This is a genomic window from Pseudomonas sp. NBRC 111119 (assembly GCF_001320125.1).
GTDB lineage: Bacteria > Pseudomonadota > Gammaproteobacteria > Pseudomonadales > Pseudomonadaceae > Aquipseudomonas > Aquipseudomonas parafulva.
Map to the genome: position 1 here is coordinate 185,081 of NZ_BCAV01000007.1, position 24,045 is coordinate 209,125.

The 24,045-nt window shown below is 63.8% G+C and carries 23 protein-coding genes; 16 read left to right on the forward strand and 7 right to left on the reverse strand.

Annotated features, from left to right (window positions below; genetic code table 11):
* Positions 1-38: 38 nt before the first annotated feature.
* From APH25_RS03600 to APH25_RS03610, 3 genes are all read left to right on the forward strand, one after another.
* The gene (locus APH25_RS03600; RefSeq protein ID WP_023121646.1) at positions 39-2,123 is read left to right on the forward strand and encodes a ParB/RepB/Spo0J family partition protein; all 2,085 of its coding nucleotides are present in this window, start codon (positions 39-41) and stop codon (positions 2,121-2,123) included.
* Between the two features lie 62 nt (positions 2,124-2,185).
* Entirely contained in the window at positions 2,186-2,395 is a 210-nt protein-coding gene (locus APH25_RS03605) for a hypothetical protein (protein ID WP_023121645.1), read from the forward strand.
* Between the two features lie 843 nt (positions 2,396-3,238).
* Complete coding sequence (locus APH25_RS03610; protein WP_023121644.1) at positions 3,239-3,553, forward strand: DUF736 domain-containing protein; 315 nt, start codon at positions 3,239-3,241, stop codon at positions 3,551-3,553.
* Between the two features lie 63 nt (positions 3,554-3,616).
* Here the strand turns inward: APH25_RS03610 and APH25_RS03615 are convergent, their stop codons facing one another.
* On the reverse strand, positions 3,617-3,922 hold the full coding sequence (locus APH25_RS03615; protein WP_023121643.1) for a helix-turn-helix domain-containing protein: 306 nt from the start codon (positions 3,920-3,922) through the stop codon (positions 3,617-3,619).
* Positions 3,923-4,165: 243 nt separating this feature from the next.
* On the opposite strand from APH25_RS03615, the gene APH25_RS03620 reads away from it, so the two are divergent.
* From APH25_RS03620 to APH25_RS03660, 9 genes are all read left to right on the forward strand, one after another.
* A complete protein-coding gene (locus tag APH25_RS03620) occupies positions 4,166-4,516 on the forward strand; it encodes a DUF2958 domain-containing protein (RefSeq protein ID WP_023121642.1) in 351 nt (116 codons plus the stop codon).
* A 311-nt stretch (positions 4,517-4,827) separates the two neighbouring features.
* Entirely contained in the window at positions 4,828-5,601 is a 774-nt protein-coding gene (locus APH25_RS03625; protein ID WP_023121641.1) for a DUF2285 domain-containing protein, read from the forward strand.
* An 83-nt stretch (positions 5,602-5,684) separates the two neighbouring features.
* Positions 5,685-5,966, forward strand: coding sequence for an AlpA family transcriptional regulator (locus APH25_RS03630; RefSeq protein ID WP_003107109.1), 282 nt, complete (start codon positions 5,685-5,687; stop codon positions 5,964-5,966).
* 26 nt (positions 5,967-5,992) lie between these two features.
* Positions 5,993-6,850 (forward strand): replication initiator protein A, encoded by an 858-nt coding sequence (locus tag APH25_RS03635; RefSeq protein ID WP_023121640.1) that lies wholly within the window; start codon positions 5,993-5,995, stop codon positions 6,848-6,850.
* 253 nt (positions 6,851-7,103) lie between these two features.
* Positions 7,104-7,742 carry a ParA family partition ATPase gene (gene parA / locus APH25_RS03640; RefSeq protein WP_023121639.1) on the forward strand — a complete coding sequence of 213 codons (639 nt, stop codon included), beginning with the start codon at positions 7,104-7,106 and terminating at the stop codon, positions 7,740-7,742.
* On the forward strand, positions 7,739-8,023 hold the full coding sequence (locus APH25_RS03645; RefSeq protein ID WP_023121638.1) for a hypothetical protein: 285 nt from the start codon (positions 7,739-7,741) through the stop codon (positions 8,021-8,023). The genes parA and APH25_RS03645 overlap by 4 nt, the downstream gene beginning before the upstream one ends.
* Positions 8,020-8,577 carry a DUF2840 domain-containing protein gene (locus tag APH25_RS03650; protein WP_023121637.1) on the forward strand — a complete coding sequence of 186 codons (558 nt, stop codon included), beginning with the start codon at positions 8,020-8,022 and terminating at the stop codon, positions 8,575-8,577. The genes APH25_RS03645 and APH25_RS03650 overlap by 4 nt, the downstream gene beginning before the upstream one ends.
* On the forward strand, positions 8,574-9,173 hold the full coding sequence (locus APH25_RS03655; protein ID WP_033457388.1) for a S26 family signal peptidase: 600 nt from the start codon (positions 8,574-8,576) through the stop codon (positions 9,171-9,173). The genes APH25_RS03650 and APH25_RS03655 overlap by 4 nt, the downstream gene beginning before the upstream one ends.
* A gap of 448 nt (positions 9,174-9,621) precedes the next feature.
* A complete protein-coding gene (locus tag APH25_RS03660) occupies positions 9,622-11,610 on the forward strand; it encodes a relaxase/mobilization nuclease and DUF3363 domain-containing protein (protein ID WP_021204044.1) in 1,989 nt (662 codons plus the stop codon).
* A gap of 83 nt (positions 11,611-11,693) precedes the next feature.
* Here APH25_RS03660 and APH25_RS24825 read toward each other — a convergent pair whose 3' ends face one another.
* The 6 genes from APH25_RS24825 to APH25_RS03690 form a co-directional block, all read right to left on the reverse strand.
* A complete protein-coding gene (locus APH25_RS24825; protein WP_037510038.1) occupies positions 11,694-12,194 on the reverse strand; it encodes a flavin reductase family protein in 501 nt (166 codons plus the stop codon).
* Between the two features lie 21 nt (positions 12,195-12,215).
* Entirely contained in the window at positions 12,216-13,103 is an 888-nt protein-coding gene (locus APH25_RS03670) for a sugar phosphate isomerase/epimerase (protein WP_004350834.1), read from the reverse strand.
* Positions 13,087-13,899 carry a TIGR03571 family LLM class oxidoreductase gene (locus APH25_RS03675; protein ID WP_306303116.1) on the reverse strand — a complete coding sequence of 271 codons (813 nt, stop codon included), beginning with the start codon at positions 13,897-13,899 and terminating at the stop codon, positions 13,087-13,089. Before APH25_RS03675 ends, APH25_RS03670 begins: the two co-directional genes overlap by 17 nt.
* Positions 13,900-13,967: 68 nt before the next feature.
* On the reverse strand, positions 13,968-15,245 hold the full coding sequence (locus APH25_RS03680) for an ISL3 family transposase (protein WP_022960607.1): 1,278 nt from the start codon (positions 15,243-15,245) through the stop codon (positions 13,968-13,970).
* A 12-nt stretch (positions 15,246-15,257) separates the two neighbouring features.
* Entirely contained in the window at positions 15,258-16,292 is a 1,035-nt protein-coding gene (locus APH25_RS03685; RefSeq protein ID WP_009586987.1) for a permease, read from the reverse strand.
* A gap of 63 nt (positions 16,293-16,355) precedes the next feature.
* Positions 16,356-16,961: a TetR/AcrR family transcriptional regulator gene (locus APH25_RS03690; protein ID WP_023047514.1), complete on the reverse strand. Its 606-nt coding sequence runs from the start codon at positions 16,959-16,961 to the stop codon at positions 16,356-16,358.
* 141 nt (positions 16,962-17,102) lie between these two features.
* Here APH25_RS03690 and APH25_RS03695 point away from each other — a divergent pair, with 141 nt between their 5' ends.
* The 4 genes from APH25_RS03695 to APH25_RS03710 all read left to right on the forward strand — a co-directional run bounded on the left by APH25_RS03695 (position 17,103) and on the right by APH25_RS03710 (position 24,045).
* Positions 17,103-18,305, forward strand: a complete 1,203-nt coding sequence (locus APH25_RS03695) for an efflux RND transporter periplasmic adaptor subunit (protein WP_008294933.1) — start codon at positions 17,103-17,105, stop codon at positions 18,303-18,305.
* 19 nt (positions 18,306-18,324) lie between these two features.
* Positions 18,325-21,492 (forward strand): efflux RND transporter permease subunit, encoded by a 3,168-nt coding sequence (locus APH25_RS03700; protein WP_022960604.1) that lies wholly within the window; start codon positions 18,325-18,327, stop codon positions 21,490-21,492.
* Between the two features lie 64 nt (positions 21,493-21,556).
* Positions 21,557-23,086: an efflux transporter outer membrane subunit gene (locus APH25_RS03705; protein WP_022960603.1), complete on the forward strand. Its 1,530-nt coding sequence runs from the start codon at positions 21,557-21,559 to the stop codon at positions 23,084-23,086.
* A 14-nt stretch (positions 23,087-23,100) separates the two neighbouring features.
* On the forward strand, positions 23,101-24,045 hold the full coding sequence (locus APH25_RS03710; RefSeq protein ID WP_004350822.1) for a LysR family transcriptional regulator: 945 nt from the start codon (positions 23,101-23,103) through the stop codon (positions 24,043-24,045).

The following is a 24,045-nucleotide window of genomic DNA, read 5'->3' on the forward strand; positions in this document are numbered from 1 at the left end:
TTCGCTGCTGCATCCCTGAACCGTTAGGAGTTATCACCATGAACGCAACCACCTACACCGAAGCCCGCGCCGTCAATGCCGCCGCCGCTATCCCGCTGGAAGCCGCCGACCCGACCAAGAACCTGATTCTGGTTCCGCTGTCGCGGCTGGTGCTGCGCCCCACGGGCCGCAACGTGCGCAAGACCCCGCGCATGTCCATCCCCGAACTGGCCGCGAGCATCCAGCGCGTGGGCCTGCTGCAAAACTTGATCGTGATTGCCGCCGCCGATGGCGAACATTACGAAGTCGTGGCCGGTGGCCGCAGGCTGGCCGCGTTGAAGCTGCTGGCGAAGAAGCACCGCATCAGCAAGGAATGGGAGGTGCCTTGCCTGCTGGTGGCCGATGGCACGGCGCGCACCGCCAGCCTGACCGAGAACGTGCAGCGCGAAGCCATGCACCCCGCAGACCAGTTCGAGGCATTCGCCGCGCTGGTGGCCGAAGGCCGACCCATCGAGGACATAGCCGCCGATTTCAGCGTGTCCCCGCTGGTGGTGCAGCGCCGCTTGAAGCTGGCGAACGTCTCGCCCCGGCTGCTGGCCGACTACCGCGCCGAAGCCGTAAGCCTTGACCAGTTGATGGCCCTTGCCATCACCGACGACCACGCCGCGCAGGAAGCCGCCTTCTACGATGCGCCGACGTGGCAGCGCCAGCCGTCCGCGCTGCGCGACCGCCTCACCGAGCGGGAAATCGACGCCTACCGGCATCCGCTGGTGCACTTCGTCGGGCTGGACACCTATGAAGCCGCAGGCGGTGGCGTGCGCCGTGATCTGTTCGCCGAAGGTGACGCGGGCGTGTATCTGACCGATGCCGCGCTGCTGGACAGGCTGGCGCAAGACCGGCTGGCGGGCATGGCCGCCCAGGTGAAGGCCGAAGGCTGGGCATGGGTGGATGCCACGCCGGGCGTGACCCATGCTGACCTGCACGCTTTCCAACGTGCGCCGAGGGAGCGGCGCGAGCCGACCAAGCGCGAAGCGCAGCGCATCGAGAAGCTGCAATCCAAGATGCAGGAACTGGCCGCAGCCGTGGATGACGCGCTGGACGCCGAGGACGAGGACAAGGCCGATGCACTGCAAGAGGAAGGCGAAGCCGTGGGCGAGCAGTTGCAGGCGCTGGAAGATGGCTTGCAGGACTACAGCCCGACCGCGAAGGCCGCAGCCGGTGCCATCGTCACCATCGACCGCAACGGGCAGGCCGTGATTCATCGCGGGCTGATGCGCGAGGCCGAGGCCAAGGCGCTGCGCACGCTGGAACGCCTGCGCCAAGGTTTCAGCGGCGAGGATGCCGGGAACGACGACGAAGGCGAGGACGGAGACGGCGACGGCGACGGGCAGCCAAAGACCGCCGCCATGTCCGACCGGCTGGCGCAACGGTTGAGCGCCCACCGCACCGCCGCGCTGCAAATCGAAGTCGCCCGGCATCCGCAAGTGGCGCTGGCCGCGCTGGTGCATGGCATGGTGCAGACCGTCTTGCAGGAAAGCCGCTACGGCCACGACTTGCCGCTGGGCGTGAGCCTGAAAATGCAAGACCGGCTGGAAGGCATGGCCCCGGACTGGCCGGAATCGCCCGCCGCCGTGGCGCTGCGCGAACTGCAACAAGTGGCCGGTGAAGGCTTGCCGCAGGACAGCGCCGAACTGTTCGCCGCGCTGCTGGCAAAGCCGCAAGACGAACTGGTGCGGCTGCTGGCCGTGTGCGTGGCTTCCACGGTGGACGTGGTGACGCCTCGCGCCATGCTGCGCCAGCCCGGCGAGGAACTGGCGCAGGCCGTGGGCCTCGACATGGCAGCATGGTGGCAGCCGAGCGCGGAAGGCTACTTCCAGCACGTTCCCAAGGCCGCCATCCTGCAAGCCGTGGGCGAGTACGCGCCAGAGCAGGTTTCCCGGCTGGCGAAGTTGAAGAAGGCCGACATTGCCAGCGAAGCCGAGCGGCTGGCGAACGGCACAGGCTGGATGCCTGCCATCTTCAAGGCCGAAGGCACGCAGGCAGCCACGCAGGCAGAACCGCAGGCAGAACCGCAGGAGCAGGACGACGCCCCGGAGGATTCCGAGGCAATGGCGGATGAACCCGCCGTGGCGCTGGCCGCTTGACCCGCGCCGACAGCAAGCGCCCCGGCCTCGACCGGGGCGCTTCGCTGGAAGGAAAACGCCCCATGACCCGCACTACCACCAGCCGCCCACGCATGGCGGCGATCTATGCCCCCGGCGTGGTACGCGCCCGCCGCTGGCACGGCGACGGCGACGTGCGCGGCTACCGTCCGCCCTCGGGCTGGTCAGCCCGCGCCGACCTCACCGACATTCACCCCATCACGGGCCGCGCCTTGCCGCGTGCCGTGTGGTGGCTCATCGAGACGAAGGAATAACCCGAACAGCACCGCGCCCAGGCCGTTCCGCCCTGGGCGCGGTGAAAAGAAAATCCGGGCGCGGCGGTGGCCGCGCCCGGTGTTCAAGGCCAACAGCCGAATCAGAACGCCGCCGCCTTCGCGGTGGCTCAGGCGGCGGCGTTAGAGCAGCCGAGCATTCGCCCGGCCCATACCTGCGCGCTACGCTTATGTCCAGGGGAAAGCCCTGCGGGCTATCCCCCGCCGCGCAATGCTTGGCGCCCCTTGATGCCGCCGAACCGGCTGCGCCGGATCGGCTCGGCCAGCGCCCCGCCGCGATGGACGGCGTGCCGGCGAACACGCTGGCGCTTGCTGCGGCGGGTTGTGCAAATGCGTGCGGTCCTCAACGCTGGCGGTTCCTGCCTGTCACGTCACGAAGGACGGTTCACGGACAACCCGCCCGACATCGCTATGGAGCTTCCACACCACGCCTCAAGACCGGCACCGCAAGGTGCGGCAGGGGCGTTCTCGCCTGTCGTCGGGTGGTTGACCTGGCCCGCGTCAGCGGGCGAGCCGGAGCAGCCTTCATGCGGGGATGCCGAGCCGGCCCCATCTCCTTTCGGAGCGGTTCGGCCCAAGGCGTCCTTGTCTCGTTGTGAATCCTGGCGGTGGCGCGGCTGCGCCTCGGGCTTCATGACTGCAACCGTCCGGCGAAAACAATTTCCCCGCCGCTGCGCGGCTTCCTCGCGCAGCAAATTCTTTTCGCCTTCCGGTTCTCCACTGCGTTTCGACCGCAAGCGGTGCAGCCAGCCCGTCTCCCGCCAGCCGGATCACAACAAGGACGCGATGGGCGCGAACCTTGTTCAACCGACAGGAGAAAACATCATGGCCAACATCGGCACCTTCACCGCAGACAAAGACGGCTTCACCGGCACGCTTCGCACCCTGACGCTCAATGTCAAGGTCAAACTGGTTCCCAACGACAAGGGCAGCAGCGAGAACGCTCCCGACTTCCGGCTCCAGGCCGCCGGTCACGACATCGGCGCGGCATGGAACAAGAAAAGCGAGGCCGGGCGGGATTACAAGTCCGTGAGCATTGACGATCCTTCGTTCCCGGCGCCGGTCTATGCCCGCCTGATCGAAGGCGAGGACGGCACGCACGACCTGATCTGGTCGCGCAGCAAGCCCCAGGCGGCGTGACCGCCACAGCGCCCCGCCCATCGCGGCGGGGCGCTGTGCTGCTGATCGCAGCACATCACCGCATCACGCACGCGGCTTCGCCGCGTCGCGTTCGCTCAACACCGCCTCTAGCTCCTGGCGCACCTGCGCCAGCAGCTCGTCGGCCTTGCTCGGGCTGTTGCCCGCATAGGCCAGCGTCAGCAGCGTGAGCGGGTGGATCTCCATCACCTCGCACAACTCCGCCAGCTTGTAGAAGGTCGGGCTTTTCAGATCGCGTTCGAGGGTACTCATATAGGTGCGGCTGGACACGTCAGAGAAGGCTTCCTGGCTCAAGCCACGCGCCTTTCTGACCGTCTTCAACGCCTTTGCCAATGAATACCCAGCCGCCACCTATGGTTTCCCTCAAAAAACCAAGATGACAGCCCATTGCGCCCTATAGGACTACAATCTATAGTGTTCATTTGGTGTTGCTATCCGTTTTTGTGCCTTTACGGAAATCCGCATCGGCGGGTTCCAGCAAAGCCACGGAACCGCGTCCGTGCTTGCGCACGAAGGCACAAATCCGGCTCGGCAGTTCTGCGCTTTGGCGCGAAACCGCATCCGTGCATCATTGGATTCGTGGGATTACCGACCATGCCCCAGCCACTCGCCACCGACCCAGAGCGCGCGCAACTGCTCGCCAACGGCGAGGCCCGTGCCGCTGGCCGGGCCATCGACCCGGTGCCCGTGGTGCGGCTGTTCACGCCCGACGCGCATGTGACTTGGCTGCTGGCGGCGCTCGATCCCGCCGATGGCGACACCGCTTGGGGCCTTATCGACCTGGGGATCGGGATGCCCGCGCAGGGCACCGTCAAGCTGTCCGAGCTGGCCGGCATCGTCGGGCCGCGCCAGCAGCCCGTACTGCGCGACCTCTATTTCCGGCCCACGCGCACGCTGTCGGAGTACACCCGCCTAGCCGAGCGAGACGGGGCCATTCCAGATTGACCACCGCCGACTGTGACTTTTTCAGTCTTTTGTCATACCGGGCAAGTCTCAATCGGGATTATTGCGGCATACCCACGCCAGTCTGATCCAAATAGACATGATGCCCCGCGCGGGCTGCGGCAGGCTGGACGATACGGCGTCCCACGGCTGGGGCGCCGCTGCCCCGCCATTGAGACGACTACCGCAACGCGTCGGAGCCAATCGGTCTTGACAGGTCCATCCATCTTTTTTAACCCATGACGTTCTGACGATACCGATGTAGCGCGTAGTTCTTCCGTGGCGGCCAGTCCTGTTCGCAGGGAGGTTGCGTCATGGTCGATCGCAGCGCCGAGCCTTGGTATCCGACTGCCGCGTACCTGTACGCGCTGCATTTGGACGACCTCGCGCTCGCCTGGGAATACCTGCGCAGGCATCCCGACTACCGGCTCGACTGGCTGCGCCGTCATCGCCGGCCGCAGGCGGCACAGGACGCGGCGCATCGCTGGGGCTTGCGCCTTCTGGAAGACCCGGTGCTGGATGTGCGCGACGCGCATCCAGCCTGGCTGCCCGGCCACGCTGCCGTGGTGCAGCTCTATCCCGACGCCGACCCGCCGCTCGATGCGGCGGTCTTTGCGTTCTGGCACATCCCTGGGCACAAGCAACTGCTGCATGACGGCAAAGGGCTGGCGCTGATCGCGCGCAGCCCTGGCCGATGCGTGCGCTTCGTGCTGGCGCCCGGCCTGGAGGACGGCATGGCTGTCGCCTATGCCCACCGCGGCGGCGCTGCCGCGCCGGTGCATGGGCATCTGCCCAGCTCCGACATGGCCGATACGAAGCCCCGGCCGACACTCGCCGCGCTGCTGGAACTGCACACCTTGCAGGCGCTCGACGCAGCCCTGGCGGGCGCGTCCTTGCGCGAAATCGCCGAAGGGCTGTTCGGCGCCGATGCCGTGGCGGCCGACTGGCACGCCGACGGTGATCTGCGCGCCCGCGTGCGCCGTCTGGTACGGCGCGGCGATGCGCTGATGCGCGGCGGCTATCGCCGCCTAGCACAGCTTGCGCCGCTTGAGAAGGGACGTTTTGCAGCCGACGCAAAACGTCCCTGATCGAAAACCCCTCGCTTCTTGAGACTGCCTCCATCCGGTCGCGCTGTGTGGCTGGTCGTTTTCAACCGATGGAGGTTCACACCATGCGTCCCGCTCCCTTGCGGCCTGCCGCCACTGTCTCGACCGCTGCCGCGCAGCCGCAGCGTTACCTCACCAACGACGAAGCCGCCGAGTACCTGCGCCTGTCGCCGCGCACGCTGGAAAAGCAGCGCGTGATCGGCGGCGGCCCACGCTTTCGCAAGTTCGGCCGGCGCGTCATGTACGCCGTGGCCGACCTCGATGCTTGGGCCGCCGACCGCAGCTTCGAGACGACTTCCGATCCCGAGTACGCCGAGCACCACTCGGCGGACAGCCGTGCGCGCTGATCGCTGGCGCGCGTCAGGCCATCGTCATGTCCAGCCCCGCGCTGCCCGTGCGGCAGCGGCCGATGCAAGAGCGCGAACAGCTCGACCTGTTCCGCGCCTTGCCGGGCGACATGGCGCCGCGCGACAGCCAGGACTTGATGGCCTTTCCGTTCTTCTCGCTGGCGAAGTCTCGGCGCGTTGCGCCAATCGACTTCCGGGCCGGCAACGTCACGATCCGCGTGGAGGGCACAGCCGAGCACGGCATCGCCACGATTTGGGATGCCGACATTCTGATCTGGGCCGCCAGCCAGATCGTGGAAGCGCGCGACGCGGGCCTGCGCCCGTCGCGGCTGATGCAGGCCACGCCCTACGAGATCCTGCGCTTCATCGGGCGCGGCACGTCGCTGCGCGACTACCAGCGCCTCAAAGCGGCCTTGGATCGCCTGCAATCGACCACCGTGGCCACGTCCATCCGCGAGACGACAGGCCGGCGCCTGCATCGGTTCTCATGGATCAACGAATGGAAGGAACTGGCCGATGCCAGCGGCACGCCGCTGGGCATCGAGCTGATCCTGCCGGACTGGTTCTATGCGGGCGTGATCGACGCCGCCCTGGTGCTGACCATCGACCCGGCGTATTTCCGATTGACCGGCGGCATCGAGCGGTGGCTGTACCGCCTGGTGCGCAAGCACGGCGGCAGGCAGGAACACGGCTGGCAGTTCGACTTTCAGCACCTGTACCGCAAATCGGGCAGCGTGGCGCGCTACTACGACTTCGCCGCCGACCTGCGGGCATTGGTCGCGCGGCAGTCCTTGCCCGGCTACCACTTGGGCATCGAGCACGTATCCGGGCTTTCGTCGCCGCTGCTCACGTTCCGGCCCGTGCCGTCCACGGCACGGGGATAAGTGCGGGAGAGCCTGTGGACGGACTCGTGCTATCAGGCAACAGAAGTATCGTGCTATCAGGCAACGAACTATCGTGCTATCAGGCAACAAAATCGGCCGCAAACCCGCGCCAGCACTGGGTTTGCGCGCCCTCTAACTTCCCTAACTTAATTTCTCTAACTTTTAGTAGGGAAACGCCGCTGCGGTGGATAACCGCCACGCGGCCATCAACGCAGCAGCAACAGCCGGGCTTTCCAACATGGAGGGCCAAGCCATGATCGTCGCGCTACTCAACCAGAAAGGCGGCGTGGGCAAGACCACGCTCGCCACCCACATCGCTGGCGAACTGGCAATGCGCGGCCAGCACGTCGTGCTGCTGGACGCCGACCCGCAGGGTTCATCACTGGACTGGACGCAACGCAGAAGCCAGCAAGGCTTGCCACGGCTGTTCAGCGCCGTGGGCCTCGCACGCGAGACGCTGCATCAGGAAGCGCCAGAGCTGGCACGCCGCGCCGATCACGTCGTCATCGACGGCCCGCCGCGCATCGCCGCCTTGGCGCGCTCCGCGCTGCTGGCGGCCGAGCGCGTGCTGATCCCGGTGCAACCCAGCCCCTACGACTTGTGGGCCAGCGCCGAGATGGTGGCGCTGATCCGCGAGGCGCAAGTCTTTCGGCCTGCGCTGCGCGCGGCCTTCGTCATCAACCGGCGTGTCAGTACCACCGTGATCGGGCGCGAAGCACGCCAGGCGCTCGCCGACCAGCCGCTTCCTGCGCTGCGCGCGGAAGTGCATCAGCGCATCGTGTTCGCCGACAGCGTGGCCGCTGGCCGGCTTGCACGCGAGACGGCACCGGACAGCGCCGCCGCCCGTGAAATCACCGTCCTGGTGGACGAACTGCTGCGGTGGACGACATGACAGCGAAGCCACCACCGAACGGCAAGCGCGCAGCAAAGCGCGTCGGCATAGGCGCGCGTCCGCCCGCGAATCCGCACGCTGAAGCGTGGATTCGGCAAGGCGACGCCGATGCGCTGGGCAAGGGCGACCTCTACACCGCCCGCCTCACGCTCGACATCACGCCCGCCATGCGGGCGCGCATCAAGGTATCGGCCTTCACGCAAGGCGTGACCGTGGCCGACCTGCTGCGCGGCCTGCTGGAGCGGGAGTTTTCCGAGAACCGCAGGGAGAACACACCATGACCGCATCCACTGCACCTGCTGCCGCGCCTGCCGCTGGCGCGGCCACGGCTGCGCCACAGCCATCATTCAGCGCGCCTTCCGGCCAGCCCGCCAGCGCGCCGCTGACGCGCGTGGCGCTGGCCTACATCGAGGCCCGTTTCAAGCTCTACCTGCGCTTCGGCGAACCCGCGCGCACGCACCAGCTCGACCGCTGGCGGCGTAGCGCGGTGTTCCTGCCGGGTGCGGTGTTCTGCCGCGTGCGCTGGCAGTCCAACGATTTCGGCACCGTGCGCTGGCAGCTCATGGTGATGCAGGCTTGCACGCCGCTGGACGGCGCGCAGCGCATCCCCGGCGTGCAGCCGGGCGCGCGCCTGCTGCTGCACGCCGAGGGCGACGGGCAAGTGCGCGCCGTGCTGGAGCGCATCGACGCCATCGAGGCGCTGGGCATCGCAGCCATCGCCGTCTCGCCCGCGTACTGGCGCACGCTCGCCAACCGGCTTGCTGCGCGCCTGCCGCTGCCCGAATACACCACCGAGCGGCACGCCGCCTGGCTGACCGGGAGGGCGCTGCCATGACCGCCGTTTCCACTGGCGGCACTGCGCCGCGTCCTCGCTCGCACACCCGCTCACGCTTGCGCGCTCGCATCGTGCTCGCGGGCCTCGCCGCCTGCGGCCTCGCTGCGCTGGCCTGGGCGTCCTTCGTTCATCCGCTGCCGCGCCTGATCTACAACCCGTCCGACAGCGTGGCGGTCGGCTGGTATCGCATCGACCCGTTCGACCCACGCACCGCCTCGCTGCCACGTCCCTTGTCCGTGGACAGCATCGTGCTGGTGCCGCTGCCGACCACGGCCGCCGCACTCGCTGCGCAGCGCGGCTATCTGCCGGTGCGCGTGCCGCTGCTCAAACGTGTAGGCGCAGTCGCGCCGCAGCACGTTTGCGTTTTCGATGCGCTGGTGTGGATCGACGGCGTGCCGGTGGCTGCCGTTCGGCCCGCCGACCGGCTGGGCCGCCCGCTGCCATCCTGGCCGCAGTGCCGGCAGCTTCGGCCTGGCGAACTGTTCCTTCTCAGTGTGACCAATCCGGCGTCGTTCGACAGCCGGTATTTCGGGCCGGTCAGCGCATCTGCCGTGATCGGCGTCGCGCGCCCGATCTGGCTGGAGGCCCACCCATGATGGCCGCCGACTCACTGCACGTTGCCGTGCATCTTGTCGTGCCATCGGGCGTGCCGATCCCGTGGCTTTCCTCATGTCGTCGCGCGTGCCGTGCGAGCGCCGATCCTACGTATCGGGCGCCGCACTTCGCGCTGCCTTCCCATGTGCAGGCGTCTTGCCTCGAATGCGCCCGGCCTTTGGCCGTCGCTGCGTTCGCCGGCGCGCTGGCTGCTCGCGCAGCAACGCCGCCGGGCCGCCGCTGCCCGGAGCGTCAGCGAGGGGCAAAGGCGGAAGGCAAGACAAAAGGACGCGGCACCGGGCCGCGTCGAAAGCCAGTCTGCACGTGGGGGTGGTGCGGCACGCAGCGGCTTTGCCGCCGTGCCGCTTGGGGCGCGAGGGTCGCGCCAATGCAGGCATGTCCGCGTGCTTTGCACGACAGGACACGCCGTAGCTTGCGAGGAGCGCAGCCATGACCGACCGCCGCGACGACGATTTCCGCGTGCGCCCCAGAGCCCCGAAGAACCGGGGCAAGGGCCAGGGCCAGAGCTTCGTTTCCAAGGTGCTCAAGCAGGCGGGCAAGGCCAGCGGCGGCAAGTCCTCGATGCGTCATTCCGCAGCCGGCGGCGGCGCACGCGCCGGCCAGCGGCCTGGTTCACGCCTGGGGCGCGGCCACACGGCGGCGCGTTTCGCGGGCGCGAAGCTGACGCCCATGTCGCGGCGCGTGACCATCAAGACGCTGCTGGTCAATCACCAGCGTGCCAGCCCGCAATCGCTCGCCAAGCACCTGCGCTACATCGAGCGCGACGGCGCGGGCCGCGACGGCGAACCGGGCCGGGCCTACGGGCCGCAGACCGACGAAGCCGACCTTGACGCCTTCAAGGAGCGGGCCGCCGACGACCGGCACCATTTCCGCTTCATCGTCTCGCCCGAGGACGGCGCCGAACTGGACGACCTTCGCACCTACACCCGGCATCTGGTGGACCGCATGGAAGCCGACCTGGGCACGCGGCTGGATTGGGTGGCGGTCGATCACTGGAACACCGATAACCCGCACACCCACCTGATCGTGCTCGGACGTGACGACACCGGCAAAGACCTCATCATCGCCGGCGACTACATCGCCCACGGCTTCCGCCATCGCGCCGCCGAACTGGCGACCGAATGGCTGGGGCCGCGCACCGAACTGGAGATCCAGCAGACCTTGCAGCGCGAGGTGGAACAGGAGCGCTGGACGAGCCTCGACCGCACCCTGCAACGCGAGGCCGGCGAGGATGGCCGGGTGCAGATCGAACGCTTCAACGAACCCCGGCTGCAACGCCAGCGCCTGCTGCTGATCGGCCGCCTGCAACGCTTGCAGCGCCTGGGCCTGGCCGACGATACGCAGCCCGGCACCTGGGCCGTCCATGCGGATGCGGAAAAGACCCTGCGCGCCCTTGGCGAACGTGGCGACATCATCCGCACCATGCAGCGGGCCATGCGCGGCGAGCCGCGCGAACTGGCGGTGTTCGAGCCGGGAGACGATGGCCGAACCATCCTCGGGCGCGTTGCAGCGAAGGGGCTGGCCGACGAGCTGCGCGACCGAGGCTATCTGGTCATCGACGGCGTGGACGGCAAGGCCCATTACGTCGCGCTCAACACCCGCGACGAGCTGGCGAACTACCCGGCCGGGGCCGTGGTGGAGGTGAAGGGATCGGCCGACGTGCGCGCGGCCGACAGGAACATCGCCGCGCTGGCGAGCGATGGCCTGTACCGCACCGATCACCACCTGGCGGTGGCACAGGGCCCGGCCGTCCCCGGCCGTGACCCGCAAGAGGTCGTGACAGCTCATGTCCGCAGGTTGGAAGCCCTGCGCCGGGCCGGCATCGTGGAGCGCATGGCCGAGGGGTTATGGAAGGTGCCTGGCGACCTTCCCGAGCAGGGCCGGCGCTACGACGCGCAGCGTCTGGGCGGCGTGGCCGTGGAGTTGAAATCGCACCTGCCCATCGAGCGACAGGTGCGCGTCATCGGGGCCACCTGGCTCGACCAGCAGTTGATTGGCGGCTCGGGCCTGGGTGATCTGGGCTTTGGTGCAGAGGCCAAACAGGCGATGCAGCAGCGCGCCGACTTCCTGGCCGAACAGGGTCTGGCCGAGCGACGCGGACAGCGCGTGATTCTGGCGCGCAACCTGTTGGACACGCTGCGCAGCCGGGAGCTGTCACAGGTCGCCAAGGACATTGCCGCTGAAACCGGCCTGGAGCACCGGCCCGTGACAGACGGCCAGCGTGTGGCCGGCATCTATCGCCGCAACGTCATGCTCGCCAGTGGGCGGTACGCGATGCTCGATGATGGCTTGGGCTTCTCGCTGGTGCCGTGGAAACCCGTGATTGAACAGCGACTGGGGCAGCAACTTGCCGCGACGGTGAGCGGTGGCGGCGTGGCGTGGGAAATCGGACGGCAGCGGGGAATGGGCATTGGCTAATGCTCGAAGAGTCTCAGCCACATAACCCGGCAGGCTGTCTAGAGATATGCCGAGGCAGTTGTGAAATTCTTCGCTGCATATCTTCAACGGGTTGGATCTATGGCCCGGAAGCGGCCATCCAGATAGACGAGTGGATCGGCATATGCAGATGTGAGCACACGCTCGACACTGGCCAGCATTACCGAGTGGGTGCCGACTGCATGGTGTTCAATCAGCTCACAGAACAGCGAAGCCTGCGCCCCTTGCAGATAGGGCAACCCATTGACTTCATCAAATCGCCAGGCTTCATGATCGAAACGGTCGGTCCCCGTGGCGCTACGGCAGTGCACCGCAAGTACCTCCTGTTCTGCGCGGAGTACATTGATGCAGAATCGTCGAGCAGCCAGCAGCGGCCCATGGATACGGGTTTGCTGACCAATGCACACTAGAACCGTGGGCGGCTCCAGTGAGACTGATGTGAATGAACTGGCGATCATTACGTGTCCGTGGCCATCGGGAGCGATCGACGTGATTAGCGTCACCGTGGAGGCCACGCCGCGCATCGCCTGCCTCAATTGGGCAGCAATCAAAGGGTGTTGGGACATGTAGGTGTGCTCAATCATAGGTTACGGGTGCGTTTCACGCTTGGCCCAACCAGGGTGCTTTGTCAGCAAACCCAACATCTCGTCCATCGCGTCATAGGAGCGTTTGAGCGTGCTGTATGGATTCCCCCCGACCAATGTGCCGTCATAGCCGACGGGGCCGGTATAACCGAACGACTTGGCAAGTCCAAGAAGTGCGAAGTTGTCGAGTTCTCCTGCATCGAGCGCCTCGAAAGTGGCAATACGACTCCAGCCAAGTGGGCTGCGGGTTGCGCCGCTGAGAGTCAATTCCCGCATGAAGGGTGTTGACGCCATTAACGCTGGCGTCGGGTCTACTGCCTGATAGCCCTCCGTCGGGCTGCCTGCATTGGTTTCGTAGCCATACCAGTGATAGCTTGGAAACACGATGCCGAGATTCGGATGGTTCACGACCGAGCAGATCTGTGCCGCAATGGAGTAATGATCCATCCAGAAGCCCAGATGAAAATACAGCAGGATGTCAATTCCGCGCCGTGCGCAAATCTCAAGTGCCCGACCAAGGAAGTCCTGCAATACCTTGTCGTCCGGTGCCTTTCGATGATTTGAACCGTGGCCTGCCGTCCTGATTCCAAGATTGACAGCCTTCACGCCTTCCATCTCCTCAAGCATCCGCAAGAGTCCTGCGTTGATGGGATGCTGTGGGCCCTGATCCAGGTCGATCACCACATACACGCTAAAGACCTCCAAACCGAAACGATCTTTCACGGTGGATAGACGCTTTGCGGTTTCCCATCGGCTCCCTGACCAGACGGCATAGGTCAGGCCGTCATAACCGATGTCAGCCAGCATTTCGCATTGGACATCGAAGGCATAGGTACCAGCCGAAGAAGTAAAAGCGAGATCCCAGGCAAAAATTTTATGACCGTGCAGCATCCTGCGCCTCCTCCAAATGGGCAGTAGCGTGCGCCGGAAAGTGCGGTACGACATGCTCGCCAAGTTCCTGAACAATCTCATGCGCCGGACGTGTCGCGTATTTCAGGTTGAGGCCAATATGATTAACCCCAATATCGCGCAAGCGGCTGAAGTAGTCAGTAAAGAATCGGTGACCAGCCCGAAACCCGAGGAAGATGGGCGACGGGGGTTCATCGGGATTCTCCGACAGGTCAATATAGAAGGATTGCGTGAAGGGTTTGAATCTTGGTGTCAGCGACCGCCAATTCTTGATTGTCATGGCTTGCTGCGCGATATTTTGGGGATAGTAAAGCCAGCCATCCCCATGCTCGGCAATCCATTCGACCGACTGGCGTGAATGACCAGTCACCATCACGGGAATGTCTCTCAACGCCGGTTTCGGCAGCGTATCTGCACCCGACAAGTTCACTCGGGGCGTGGAGATTTCCGGGAAGTCCTCACGCCAGGCTTGACGCAACACAGTCAATGCTTCTTGGAACAACGTGGCTCGCGCATCCATTGTCTGACCGAAGGCCGGGAACTCTGTTGGCCGATCACCCGTGGCGATACCTAGCACCAGGCGCTGATTTGACAAGCGGTCGATCGAGGCTGCTGCTTTGGCCACAAGCAAGGGATGACGCAGAGTGGTGATGACGCTGCCAGTTGCGAGCGCGATGCGCGACGTCTGTGCCGTGACGTAGCCCATGAATGGCCACAGGTCATGGATGTGACCCACGTCGCCAAAAGACGGGACATTGAGAAATACGGGTATACGGATTTAATGGTTGGGGTATACGGATTTAATGGTTGATGGGGCACCTTCACCCCATCAATCTGATACCACCCTCAGATGGTTGATAGATCGACTCCGTAGTTGAGTTCCTCTGCGAAGTCCGGCAGTCCGTAACCGATGGTTTTCTTGTAGAAAGGAGAGACCTTCGCAGTCGGTGCCTTCTTCTTGTGCTTCGTGGTGTAGAGCATTCGTGCCCGCATCACCTCGAAGGAGTAACCGCGCCCTTCACGGTTCTTGTCCTTGGCCAGTCGGTTGATGGACTCCGTGTAAGCGTTGGTGACGGGCATGTCCGTCTCGAAGTAGGTCATGGTCTCTTCGCGCCAGTTTCCCACTGCCCTGACCAGATCGCTCCAGACTTCCTTTTGGCCCTTCGGGATGGTGGCTATCCACTCGTCCAGGGCGGCTTCTGCCTGGAGCCGTGTGGTGGCGTCCCAGATGCCGTAGAAGCGCTCCTTGTGCTCGTAGGCGGCCAGCAGTTGCGGGAACGCGCCTGTCCAGGTCTCCATGATGAGGCGCTCCCGGTCTGAGACTTCGTGAGCGCGTTTCAGCAGGATTTTCCGGTCTCCCTTGAGAGTCCGGCTCTGGGACGGTTTCGGCTCCTTTCTGAGGCCCTTGCGCACTCTCTCTAGGGCATCGTTGGCCATGCGCACCACATGGAACTTATCGACCACGATACGGGCCTGGGGCAGCACAGCCTTGACCGCTGCCCGGTAGGGGTTCCACATGTCCATGCTGACGATCTCGACCTTCTGCCGGTCTTTCAGCTTCATCAGGTAGTTGGTCACCACGTCCTGGCGGCGGGTGGCCAGCAGGTCGAGCAGGGTTCGCTCCTCAATGTTGGTCAGAATGCAGCGGTAGCGCTTGTTCAGGTATAGCTCGTCAATGCCCAGGATGCGGGGCGTCTCGAAGCGGTGCCAGCGCCCCAGGAACTCGGCGCGGGCGTTGAAGATGTCGCGCACCGTCTTCTCGTCCAGGCCGGTCTGTGCCGCCACAAAGGTGTAGGGGTGGTTGAAGGATTCCTTCTCCACGTACTCATGCAGCCGCAGTGTCATACGGAATCCGTCCACCATCTCCGGTAGCTGGGGCCTGAATGTTGTCTTGCAGGCCCGGCAGGTGTATCGGCGGCGGACCACCCAGAGAGTGACCCGCTTGCCGTGGATGGGCAGATCACGATAGGGAACGTCACGCTTGCCGAACCGCACGAACTCACCCTGCACGCCGCACCCCTCGCAGGCTACTGGTGTAGGTGCTTCAAGCCGAAAATGTATGTCTTCATTCTGCTCATCAGAATCCACCAACTGGTACCCAGGAAGGCTTAACGAATTAATCATCTCCCGCCTTGATCAGAAAAACAGGTAGGTGGCGTAACCGGCAATCATCGCCATAGCAAAAATGACTGCTAAAAACGCCGCTAAAAGCTTCAGCGTGAACAAAGAGCGCAACAGAATGAGCTCAGTCAGGCTGGCTCCGGCACTGCCGATGATAAACGCTAGCACCGTCCCGGCACCCACGCCTTTGGCCATCAGAGCCGCTGCCAGAGGTATGACGGCTTCAGCGCGAATATACAACGGCACGCCGATGACAGCGGCAACTGGAATGGCAAAGGGATTATCTGGGCCTGCATACTGCTCCAATAAGTCAGTGGGCATGAAACCATAGATCACGCTGCCAATCGCAATACCGATGAGCAGGTAAGGCAACACATCGATAAAGTCCGACCAAGCTTCCCGCCACACACCACTGTACTTCCCTTCTTTCTTAACCGTGACAGTGGGTTGACTGTCACAGCATTCGCTAGACGTAGAGACTGTTGTCTTCCTATCAGCCCCGCAAGAAGCCGTCTTCGGAGTGGTGTCGCAGCTGTTGGTGCCGCAACTCGATGCGGTCGATGTAGCACTGCACGGGCTTGCTGATGAACTACATCCACTGCTCTCTTGTGTCGCCGTCCGGCGCACATAACGCTCGAAGCCAAGCGTGTGAAGCAGCCATCCGGCACCTACCGCGACCACCAAAGCGGCGAGCACATAGATAGCAGTAAGTGTCCATCCAAACGTGGCAACCAGCAGGCCGACGACGATAGGATTCAGCAACGGAGATGAGAAAAGAAACACCATCATCGGCCCAAAACCGGCCCGTGCCCGAATCAACCCTTTCAACATGGGGATAGTCGAGCAACTACAGAAGGGCGTTATAGCTCCTAAACCAGCAGCAAGAAAATAGCCTCGCTTCCCACTGGAAGTCAGTAACGCTTCCACCTTGGATGGTGGGATGTGACGTTGAAGAACTCCGACCAGCAAGCTAATGCCAATGAATAAAACCGATAGCTCGATAGCGAGAAAGGCGAACATGCCTAGAGCGTCTTGGAGTTGAGATGACATTCAATATTACTCCTATATTTCTGGGTCAAAGAGTCCGGCCTGCCGGTCGGCACCTTTGGGTTGTTACGGCTGCGCGGGAGAGGTGTCCCGCCGCAAGCCCGCCACCAGTACAAGAAATCCCTGCACGGCTTTTTCGGAAGCGGCGCGTGGGTCGTCTGCGCTGGCGATCCACAGCGATGCGCCCAGCAGCGCCCCGTTTATCAGGCGGGCCGTCGCCAGGGGATCGACGGGGCGTATGACTGCCTCCTCGATCAACTTCTGGAGGCTGCGGCGCGTGTTCACGATGCACACGTTCTGGCAGAGCCACTGGGAGGGATCGCCCAGAACCGCTGGCCCGTCCAGCAGGACGATCCGCTGGACTTCGGGCTCGACGGCCATCTTGATGTAGCCAATGCACTCCTGAACGAAGCCGTCCCAGGTGGACTCCGCCTCCTCGACGATGACGGCCAGTCGGCCAGATATCTCTGCATCAATCTGGGCGATGACCGCCTCCAGCAGCCCTTTCTTTCCACCGAAGTGGTGATAGAGCGCTCCGCGCGTCAGTCCGGCTTGGGCCGTCAGCTCATCCATTGAACTGTCCGCATATCCCACGGTTGCGAACGCAGCGCGGGCGGCACTGATGAGCTTGGCCCGCGTTTCCTCAATCATCTCTGCACGCTTTTGTGCCATTAGGTCGTCCTCCGATTTTTCACATAAGAAGTGTATGTAAATGATTGACATACGTTGCGTATGAGTGGATGATAAATGGCATACGTCACGTATGTCAAATTTTATCAACCGGGTTTCGCCATCCCTTCGAGACTGAAAACAATGAGCACATTGCCTTACCTTGCGGTCCTGCCTTCCTGGCGCCGCGCCTTGCCGTTAGCTGCGGCGAGCTTGCTGGCGCTGTCCCTAGCTGGCTGCAATAGCGACGCCGCCGACGCGGTCGCCGCCCCTCCACCCACGGTCAGCGTGGCACCTGTGTCGGTGCGCAAGATCGTCCTATGGGATGAGTTCAATGGCCGCGTCGAGGCGGTGGAAAGCGTTGCGCTGCGGCCACGTGTGAGTGGCTACATCGACAGGGTCAATTACGAAGAGGGCCAGATCGTCAAACGTGGCGACGTGCTGTTCGAGATTGACGCTCGCAGTTACCGTGCTGCTCTGGCTCGCGCGGAAGCAGACTTGGCCCGCGCCCGCACGCAGGCCGCACTGGCACGTAGCGAAGCGGCCCGTGCTCAAAAGCTGGCTTCGTTGCAAGCAGCCTCCACCGAGGAGTTGGAGCAGCGCCACGCCGCCGCCGATCAGGCCCAAGCCAACGTGCAGTTCGCCCAAGCCGCAGTCGAGACCGCCAAGTTGGATCTGTCGTTCACCCAGGTACGTTCGCCCATCACAGGCCGCGCCGGACGTGCACTGGTCACGGCAGGCAACTTGGTGAGTGCTGACGGCCAGGCCAGCATCCTGACCACCGTAGTCTCGCTGAACCCGGTGCACGTGCATTTTGATAGCGACGAGCGTACCTATCTGCGCTACGCCCACATGGCTCGCAACGGAGAGCGCCCCGACCAGCGCAGCGAAAGTATCCCGGTGCAGGTGGGCCTGGTCGGCGAGAACGGCTATCCACACGCCGGAAACGTGGACTTCGTGGACAACCGTGTCGATGCGGCCACCGGCACCATCCGCGCACGCGCCACCCTGGTCAATCCCGACGGCCTGCTTACGCCGGGCCTCTATGCCCGAGTGCGCCTGCCGGGTAGCGGCAGTTTCGAGGCCATGCTGATCGACGACAAGGCCATCCTGACCGACCAGAGCCGCAAGTACGTGTATGTGATCGATGAGAACAACACCGCCCAGCGCCGCGACATCACGCTGGGACGCAAGGCCGAAGGCCTGCGCATCGTCGAGGAAGGTCTAAATCCCGGCGACCGCGTGATCGTCAACGGCATCCAGAAGGTTTCTGTCGGCATGCCAGTGACGGCCCAGGACATTGAAATGGCGCCTGCAGGCCGACAAATCGCCCAGGCGAGCGAATGAGCGCGGAGAGCCAGCCATCATGAACTTTGCCCGCTTTTTCGTGGACAGGCCGATTTTTGCGGCCGTGCTGTCCATCATCATTTTCGTGGTTGGGTTGATCGCGATCCCGCTCTTGCCCGTCAGCGAGTACCCGGAAGTCGTGCCACCCAGCGTACAGGTTCGCGCCACGTATCCTGGCGCAAATCCGCGCGAAATCGCCGACACGGTAGCCGCACCACTGGAGGCATCCATCACCGGCGTGGAAAACATGCTCTACATGAAGTCCGTGGCCGGTAGTGATGGCGTGTTGGTGCTGACCGTCACCTTCCGTCCTGGCACCGATCCCGACGACGCCCAGGTCAAGGTACAGAACCGTGTCGCCCAGGCAGAGCCGCGTCTTCCCGAAGCGGTGCGCCAGCAAGGTGTGGTGACCGTCAAACAGTCCCACAACGAAACGCTGGTCGTGCAGTTGCGCTCGCCGGGCGATCGCTATGACGCGCTGTACCTGCGCAACTATGCCGTGCTCCATGTACGCGACGAGTTGGCACGCATCCAGGGGGTGGGCGATGCCAAGATCTACGGCTCTGGCGACTACGCCATGCGCTTATGGCTGGACCCCGACAAAATTGCGGCGCTGGGTATGACCGCCGGCGATGTGGTCGAAGCCGTGCGCGAACAGAACGTCCAGGTCTCGGCCGGTCAACTAGGTGCGCCGCCCAACCCCTCGGGAAGCGACTTCCTCCTGTCCATCAATGCGCAGGGCCGGCTGGTGACGGAAGAAGAGTTCGGCGACGTCATCGTCAAGACCGGATCGCAGGGTCAGGTCACCCGGCTGCGAGATGTGGCGCGCGTGGAAATGGACGCATCCAGCTACTCGCTGATGTCGTTGCTCAACAACAAGCCTGCTGTCGCGATCTCTGTCCTTGAAGCCCCGGGCGCCAATGCCATCGAAATCTCGGATCAAGTCCGCGCGAAGATGGACGAGTTGGCCAAGCGCTTTCCCGAGGGAGTGGAATGGTCGGTGGAGTATGACTCAACTGTCTTCGTGCGTCAGTCGATCAAGGCGGTCGTCAACACTCTGCTGGAAGCCATCGGACTGGTGGTGCTGGTGGTGATCTTGTTCCTTCAGACTTGGCGTGCCTCCATCATCCCACTGCTAGCCGTGCCGGTGTCGGTGGTAGGCACCTTCGCCGTGCTGCTGATGCTGGGCTTTTCCATCAATACGCTCACGCTTTTTGGACTCGTGCTTGCCATCGGGATCGTGGTGGACGACGCGATCGTGGTGGTGGAAAACGTCGAGCGCAACATCGCCGAAGGGCTGGCGCCGCTGGCTGCGGCCCATCAGGCCATGCGCGAAGTCAGTGGCCCCATCGTCGCCATCTCGCTGGTGCTGTGCTCGGTATTCGTGCCTATGGCATTCCTGTCCGGCGTGACAGGGCAGTTCTACAAACAGTTCGCCGTCACCATTGCGATCTCCACGGTAATTTCGGCCATCAACTCGCTGACGCTGTCGCCTGCGCTGGCCGCGCGCCTGCTTCGCCCGCATGGTGCCGCGCCAGACCTGCCCACGCGGGTGCTGGATCGCAGTCTGGGCTGGATATTCCGGCCGTTCAACCGTTTCTTCCTGCGCAGCGCGGATGGCTATGGAAACAGCGTGTCGCGCATCCTCGGGCGGCGTGGTGCGGTGTTTCTCGTCTACATCGCGCTACTGGTGGCGACGGGAGCTGTGTTCAAGGCCGTCCCTGGCGGATTCATCCCCATGCAGGACAAGCTGTATCTCATCGGTGTCATCCAGCTACCCGAGGGTGCATCCCTGGAGCGCACGGAAGCGCTGGTCCGCCGTGTGAGCGACATCGCGCTCAAGACCGATGGCGTCTACAACGCCGTGCAGTTCCCGGGCATGAACGGCTTGCAGTCGACCAACACGTCCAATAGCGGCCTAGTGTATTTCGTACTCAAGCCCATCAATGAGCGCAAGCACACTGCAACCGAGATTGCGGAACAGTTGAACGAGCGCTTCGCTCAGGAGCAGGACGGTCTGGCCTTTGCCATCATGCCGCCCCCTGTCATGGGGCTGGGCGCGGGTTCCGGGTTCTCTCTTTACGTGCAGGATCGCAACCGTGAGGGCTATGCCGCATTGCAGACGGCGACCACCGAGCTGGCGACGGCCATCTCGCAAGAACCGGGATTCCAATATCCGATCAGTTCCTATCAGGCCAATGTGCCGCAGCTTGACGCCGTAGTGGACCGCACCAAGGCGAAGGCACAGGGCGTGGCCGTGACCGATCTTTTCGATACGCTGCAAGTGTACCTGGGTTCGGCGTATGTCAACGACTTCACGCGCTTTGGCCGCACCTTCCGGGTGATGGCTCAGGCGGACGCACCGTTCCGCAGTTCTGTCGAGGACGTGGTCAAACTGCGCACCCGCAACGCCAATGGCGACATGGTGCCCATCGGCAGCATGGTGGACGTGCGCAAGACATTCGGCCCCGATCCCGTCATCCGCTTCAACGGCTATCCATCTGCCGACCTGATTGGTGAGTCAGATCCGCGTCTGGTGTCGTCATCGCAGGCATTGCAGCAAGTGCAATCCATTGCAGACAAGGTGCTGCCGCCAGGCATGCAACTGGAGTGGACCGACCTCAGCTACCAGCAGGTCACGCAAAGCAATACCGCGCTGGTGGTGTTCCCGCTGGCGGTACTGTTGGTCTTCCTGGTGCTGGCGGCACTGTACGAAAGCTGGACGTTGCCGCTGGCCGTCATCCTGATCGTGCCCATGAGCCTGTTGTCGGCCATGACGGGCGTGTGGCTCGCGGGTGGTGACAGCAACATTTTCGTGCAGATTGGCTTGATAGTGCTGATTGGTCTGGCCTCCAAGAATGCCATTCTGATCGTGGAGTTCGCCCGTGAACTTGAGCGCAAGGGGCACAGCATCCTCGATGCCGCGCTGGAGGCATCACGCCTTCGTCTGCGCCCGATCATCATGACTTCCATCGCCTTCATCGCTGGCGTGGTGCCGCTGATGGTCGGTTCCGGCGCAGGCGCGGAGATTCGCCAGGTTATGGGAGTGACTGTGTTCGCCGGCATGCTCGGCGTGACCTTGTTCGGTTTATTCCTGACTCCTGTTTTCTACGTCGCGTTACGCAGGCTCGCGACGCGCAAGCCACGTCGCCAGGCAAATGTCGCCATGGAGGCCACCCATGTCTGACTCCACAAGGACTGATTCCGTCATGCTTCAAACGCCATCCCGCATCCGACCATGCCTACGTCGGATGCCACATCTGGTACTGCTCCCTTTGGTGGCGTTGACGCTGGCAGCTTGCGCAGTAGGGCCGAATTACAAGGCACCTGCCGCGCCCCAGGCAGTGACGTATGCCCGCCAAGACCCCGTTGCCGTGTCCCAGCTTGTACCGGAGGCCGATGCGCAATTCTGGCGGGAACTGGATGACCCGGTGCTGCACTCTTTGGTGGAGAATGCTCTTCACGCCAATCACGACATCCGCATAGCACTGTCGCGCTACGAGCAAGCCAGCGCACTGTCGCGCGAACGTCGCCAAGACTACTATCCGACGCTGGGCGCGTCCGGTGAAATCAGTACCCAGCGCGCCAGTGCTGCACAAGCACCGGATGCGTCCCGCTCCGACCGGGATAACGATCTGCATTCGGCTGGCCTATCCGTGATCTGGGAATTGGACTTCTTTGGCCGAGTGCGGCGCAGCGTGGAATCGCAGCGCGCCGAGACCGAGGCCAGCGCAGCCGACCTGGCGGGCGTACAAGTGGCTATGGTGGCCGAGTTGACCGACGCCTATTTCCGCTTGCGCGGCTTGCAAGTGCAATTACAGGTCGCGCGGGACAACGAAATCAACCAAGCCGATACGCTGCGGCTGATCGAGGTCTTGTTCGAGAACGGCCGGGGCACGTCGTTCGATGCCGACCGCGCCCGCACGCAATTGGCGCTGACACGCTCGCGCATTCCGCCGCTTGAAGCTGAGGCTGCTGTGGCCGCCCACCGCATTGCCGTGCTCACTGGCCGCACGCCTGCGGCGATGGCCGAAGTGCTGGATCACCCCGCAGCCTTGCCTGAGCTGCCCGCCCAGATCAACGCCGGTGCACCGGGCGATCTACTGCGTCGCCGTCCCGATGTGGCTGCGGCAGAACGTAGGCTGGCTGCGGCCACTGCGCGTATCGGCGTAGCCATGGCAGACCTGTTCCCTCGCTTTACGTTGGGAGGGCTGATCGGCACGCAGGCGTTGGGCTTTGGTTCGTTGTTCGAGCGTGATAGTGAAACGCGAATGATCTCGCTCGGTGTGGGTGGTTCCTTCCTAGACGTGGGCCGGGTGCGGTCGCGCATCGCGGCGGCCAATTCAGCCACTGCCGAAAACTTGGCGGTATACGAGCGCACGGTGCTGCGCGCCATGGAAGAAACCGAGAACGCGCTGGTACGCCTATCGCGCGCGCAGACCGAGTACGCCATGCTGGTACAGGCGACCGAGGCCAGCCGCCGGGCAGCCAAGACGGCTCGCCTGCAATTTGAGGGCGGCGCCATCCATGTTTTGGATGTGCTGGAGGCCGAACGTTCACGCTTGGAGTCCGAAGACTTGCTGGCACAAAGCGCCACCCGCAGGGCGACGGCGTTGGTGGCGGTCTACAAGACGCTGGCCGGCGGCTGGTCACACGCCTTGCCCGGACCGCAGGGCGAGGCAGTCGCGCAGCGCCACAAAAGCGGCGACAGGCCTGAACTGGATGAACTCGGTGAGATGAGCGGCTACAACGCTGCGACTCTCAAACGGCCTTTGTACTGACAACAGGAGGCGAAATGGAGATTCGACACTTACGCTGCTTTCTCGCTGTCGCCGAAGAACTACATTTCGCCCGCGCGGCGGAGAGGCTGCACATCGAGCAGTCACCGCTGTCGCGCACTATCAAGGAGCTGGAGGAGAGCCTGGGCGAACAGTTGTTCATTCGTACCAGCCGCAGCACGCGGCTGACACGGGCGGGCAAGCTGTTTCTGGAGCATGTGCCGCGCATCTTCACCGCCTTGCAGCAGGCGCGCGATAGCGTGAATGCAGCCACCAACGGCTTCCACGGTCAGTTGCGTATCGCACTGTCCGACGGCATCACGCCCTCGCGCCTGCCGTCCTTGCTGGCGCTGTGTCGGCAGGAAGAACCCGAAGTCGAGATTCGCCTGTTCGAGGTACCCTTGTCGCAGCAGATCAAGGGACTGCATGACGACCTTTACGACGTGGGCTTTGCCCAGTCCGATGAAGTTGGAGAAGGCATCACTGCCGAAGCCGTTTGGAGCGATGCGCTGATGGTGGCGGTTCCTGCACGTCATCCGCTTTTGAAGCACAAGCGCATCCCGCTGGAAGAAGTGCTGCGCTATCCGCTGGTGTTGTGCGATCCGCACGTATGCGAAGGCCATGCTCGCCAAGTCGAGCGCGTACTGCGCCGGATAGATATGGAGCCGCTGATTGCCGAACGTGTGGCTTCGTGCGATTTGATGATGGCGTTAGTGTCGGCGGGCTTTGCGCTGGGCCTAGCCGGAGCGCCGCATATCGCAGGCAGCCGTGAGCCTGGGATTGTGGCTCGGCCGCTGGCGGGTCGCTCACCCATGCTGACCACTTATGTGCTGCACCGGGAAGGTGGATCCTCGGACGTGCTGTCACGCTTTATCGAGCGTGTGCAGGCCATCGAATCGCCGGACGGCATCAGAGCCACGCCCCCCCTTGAACCCGATTCCCAAGAGGAAGTCGAGTCATGA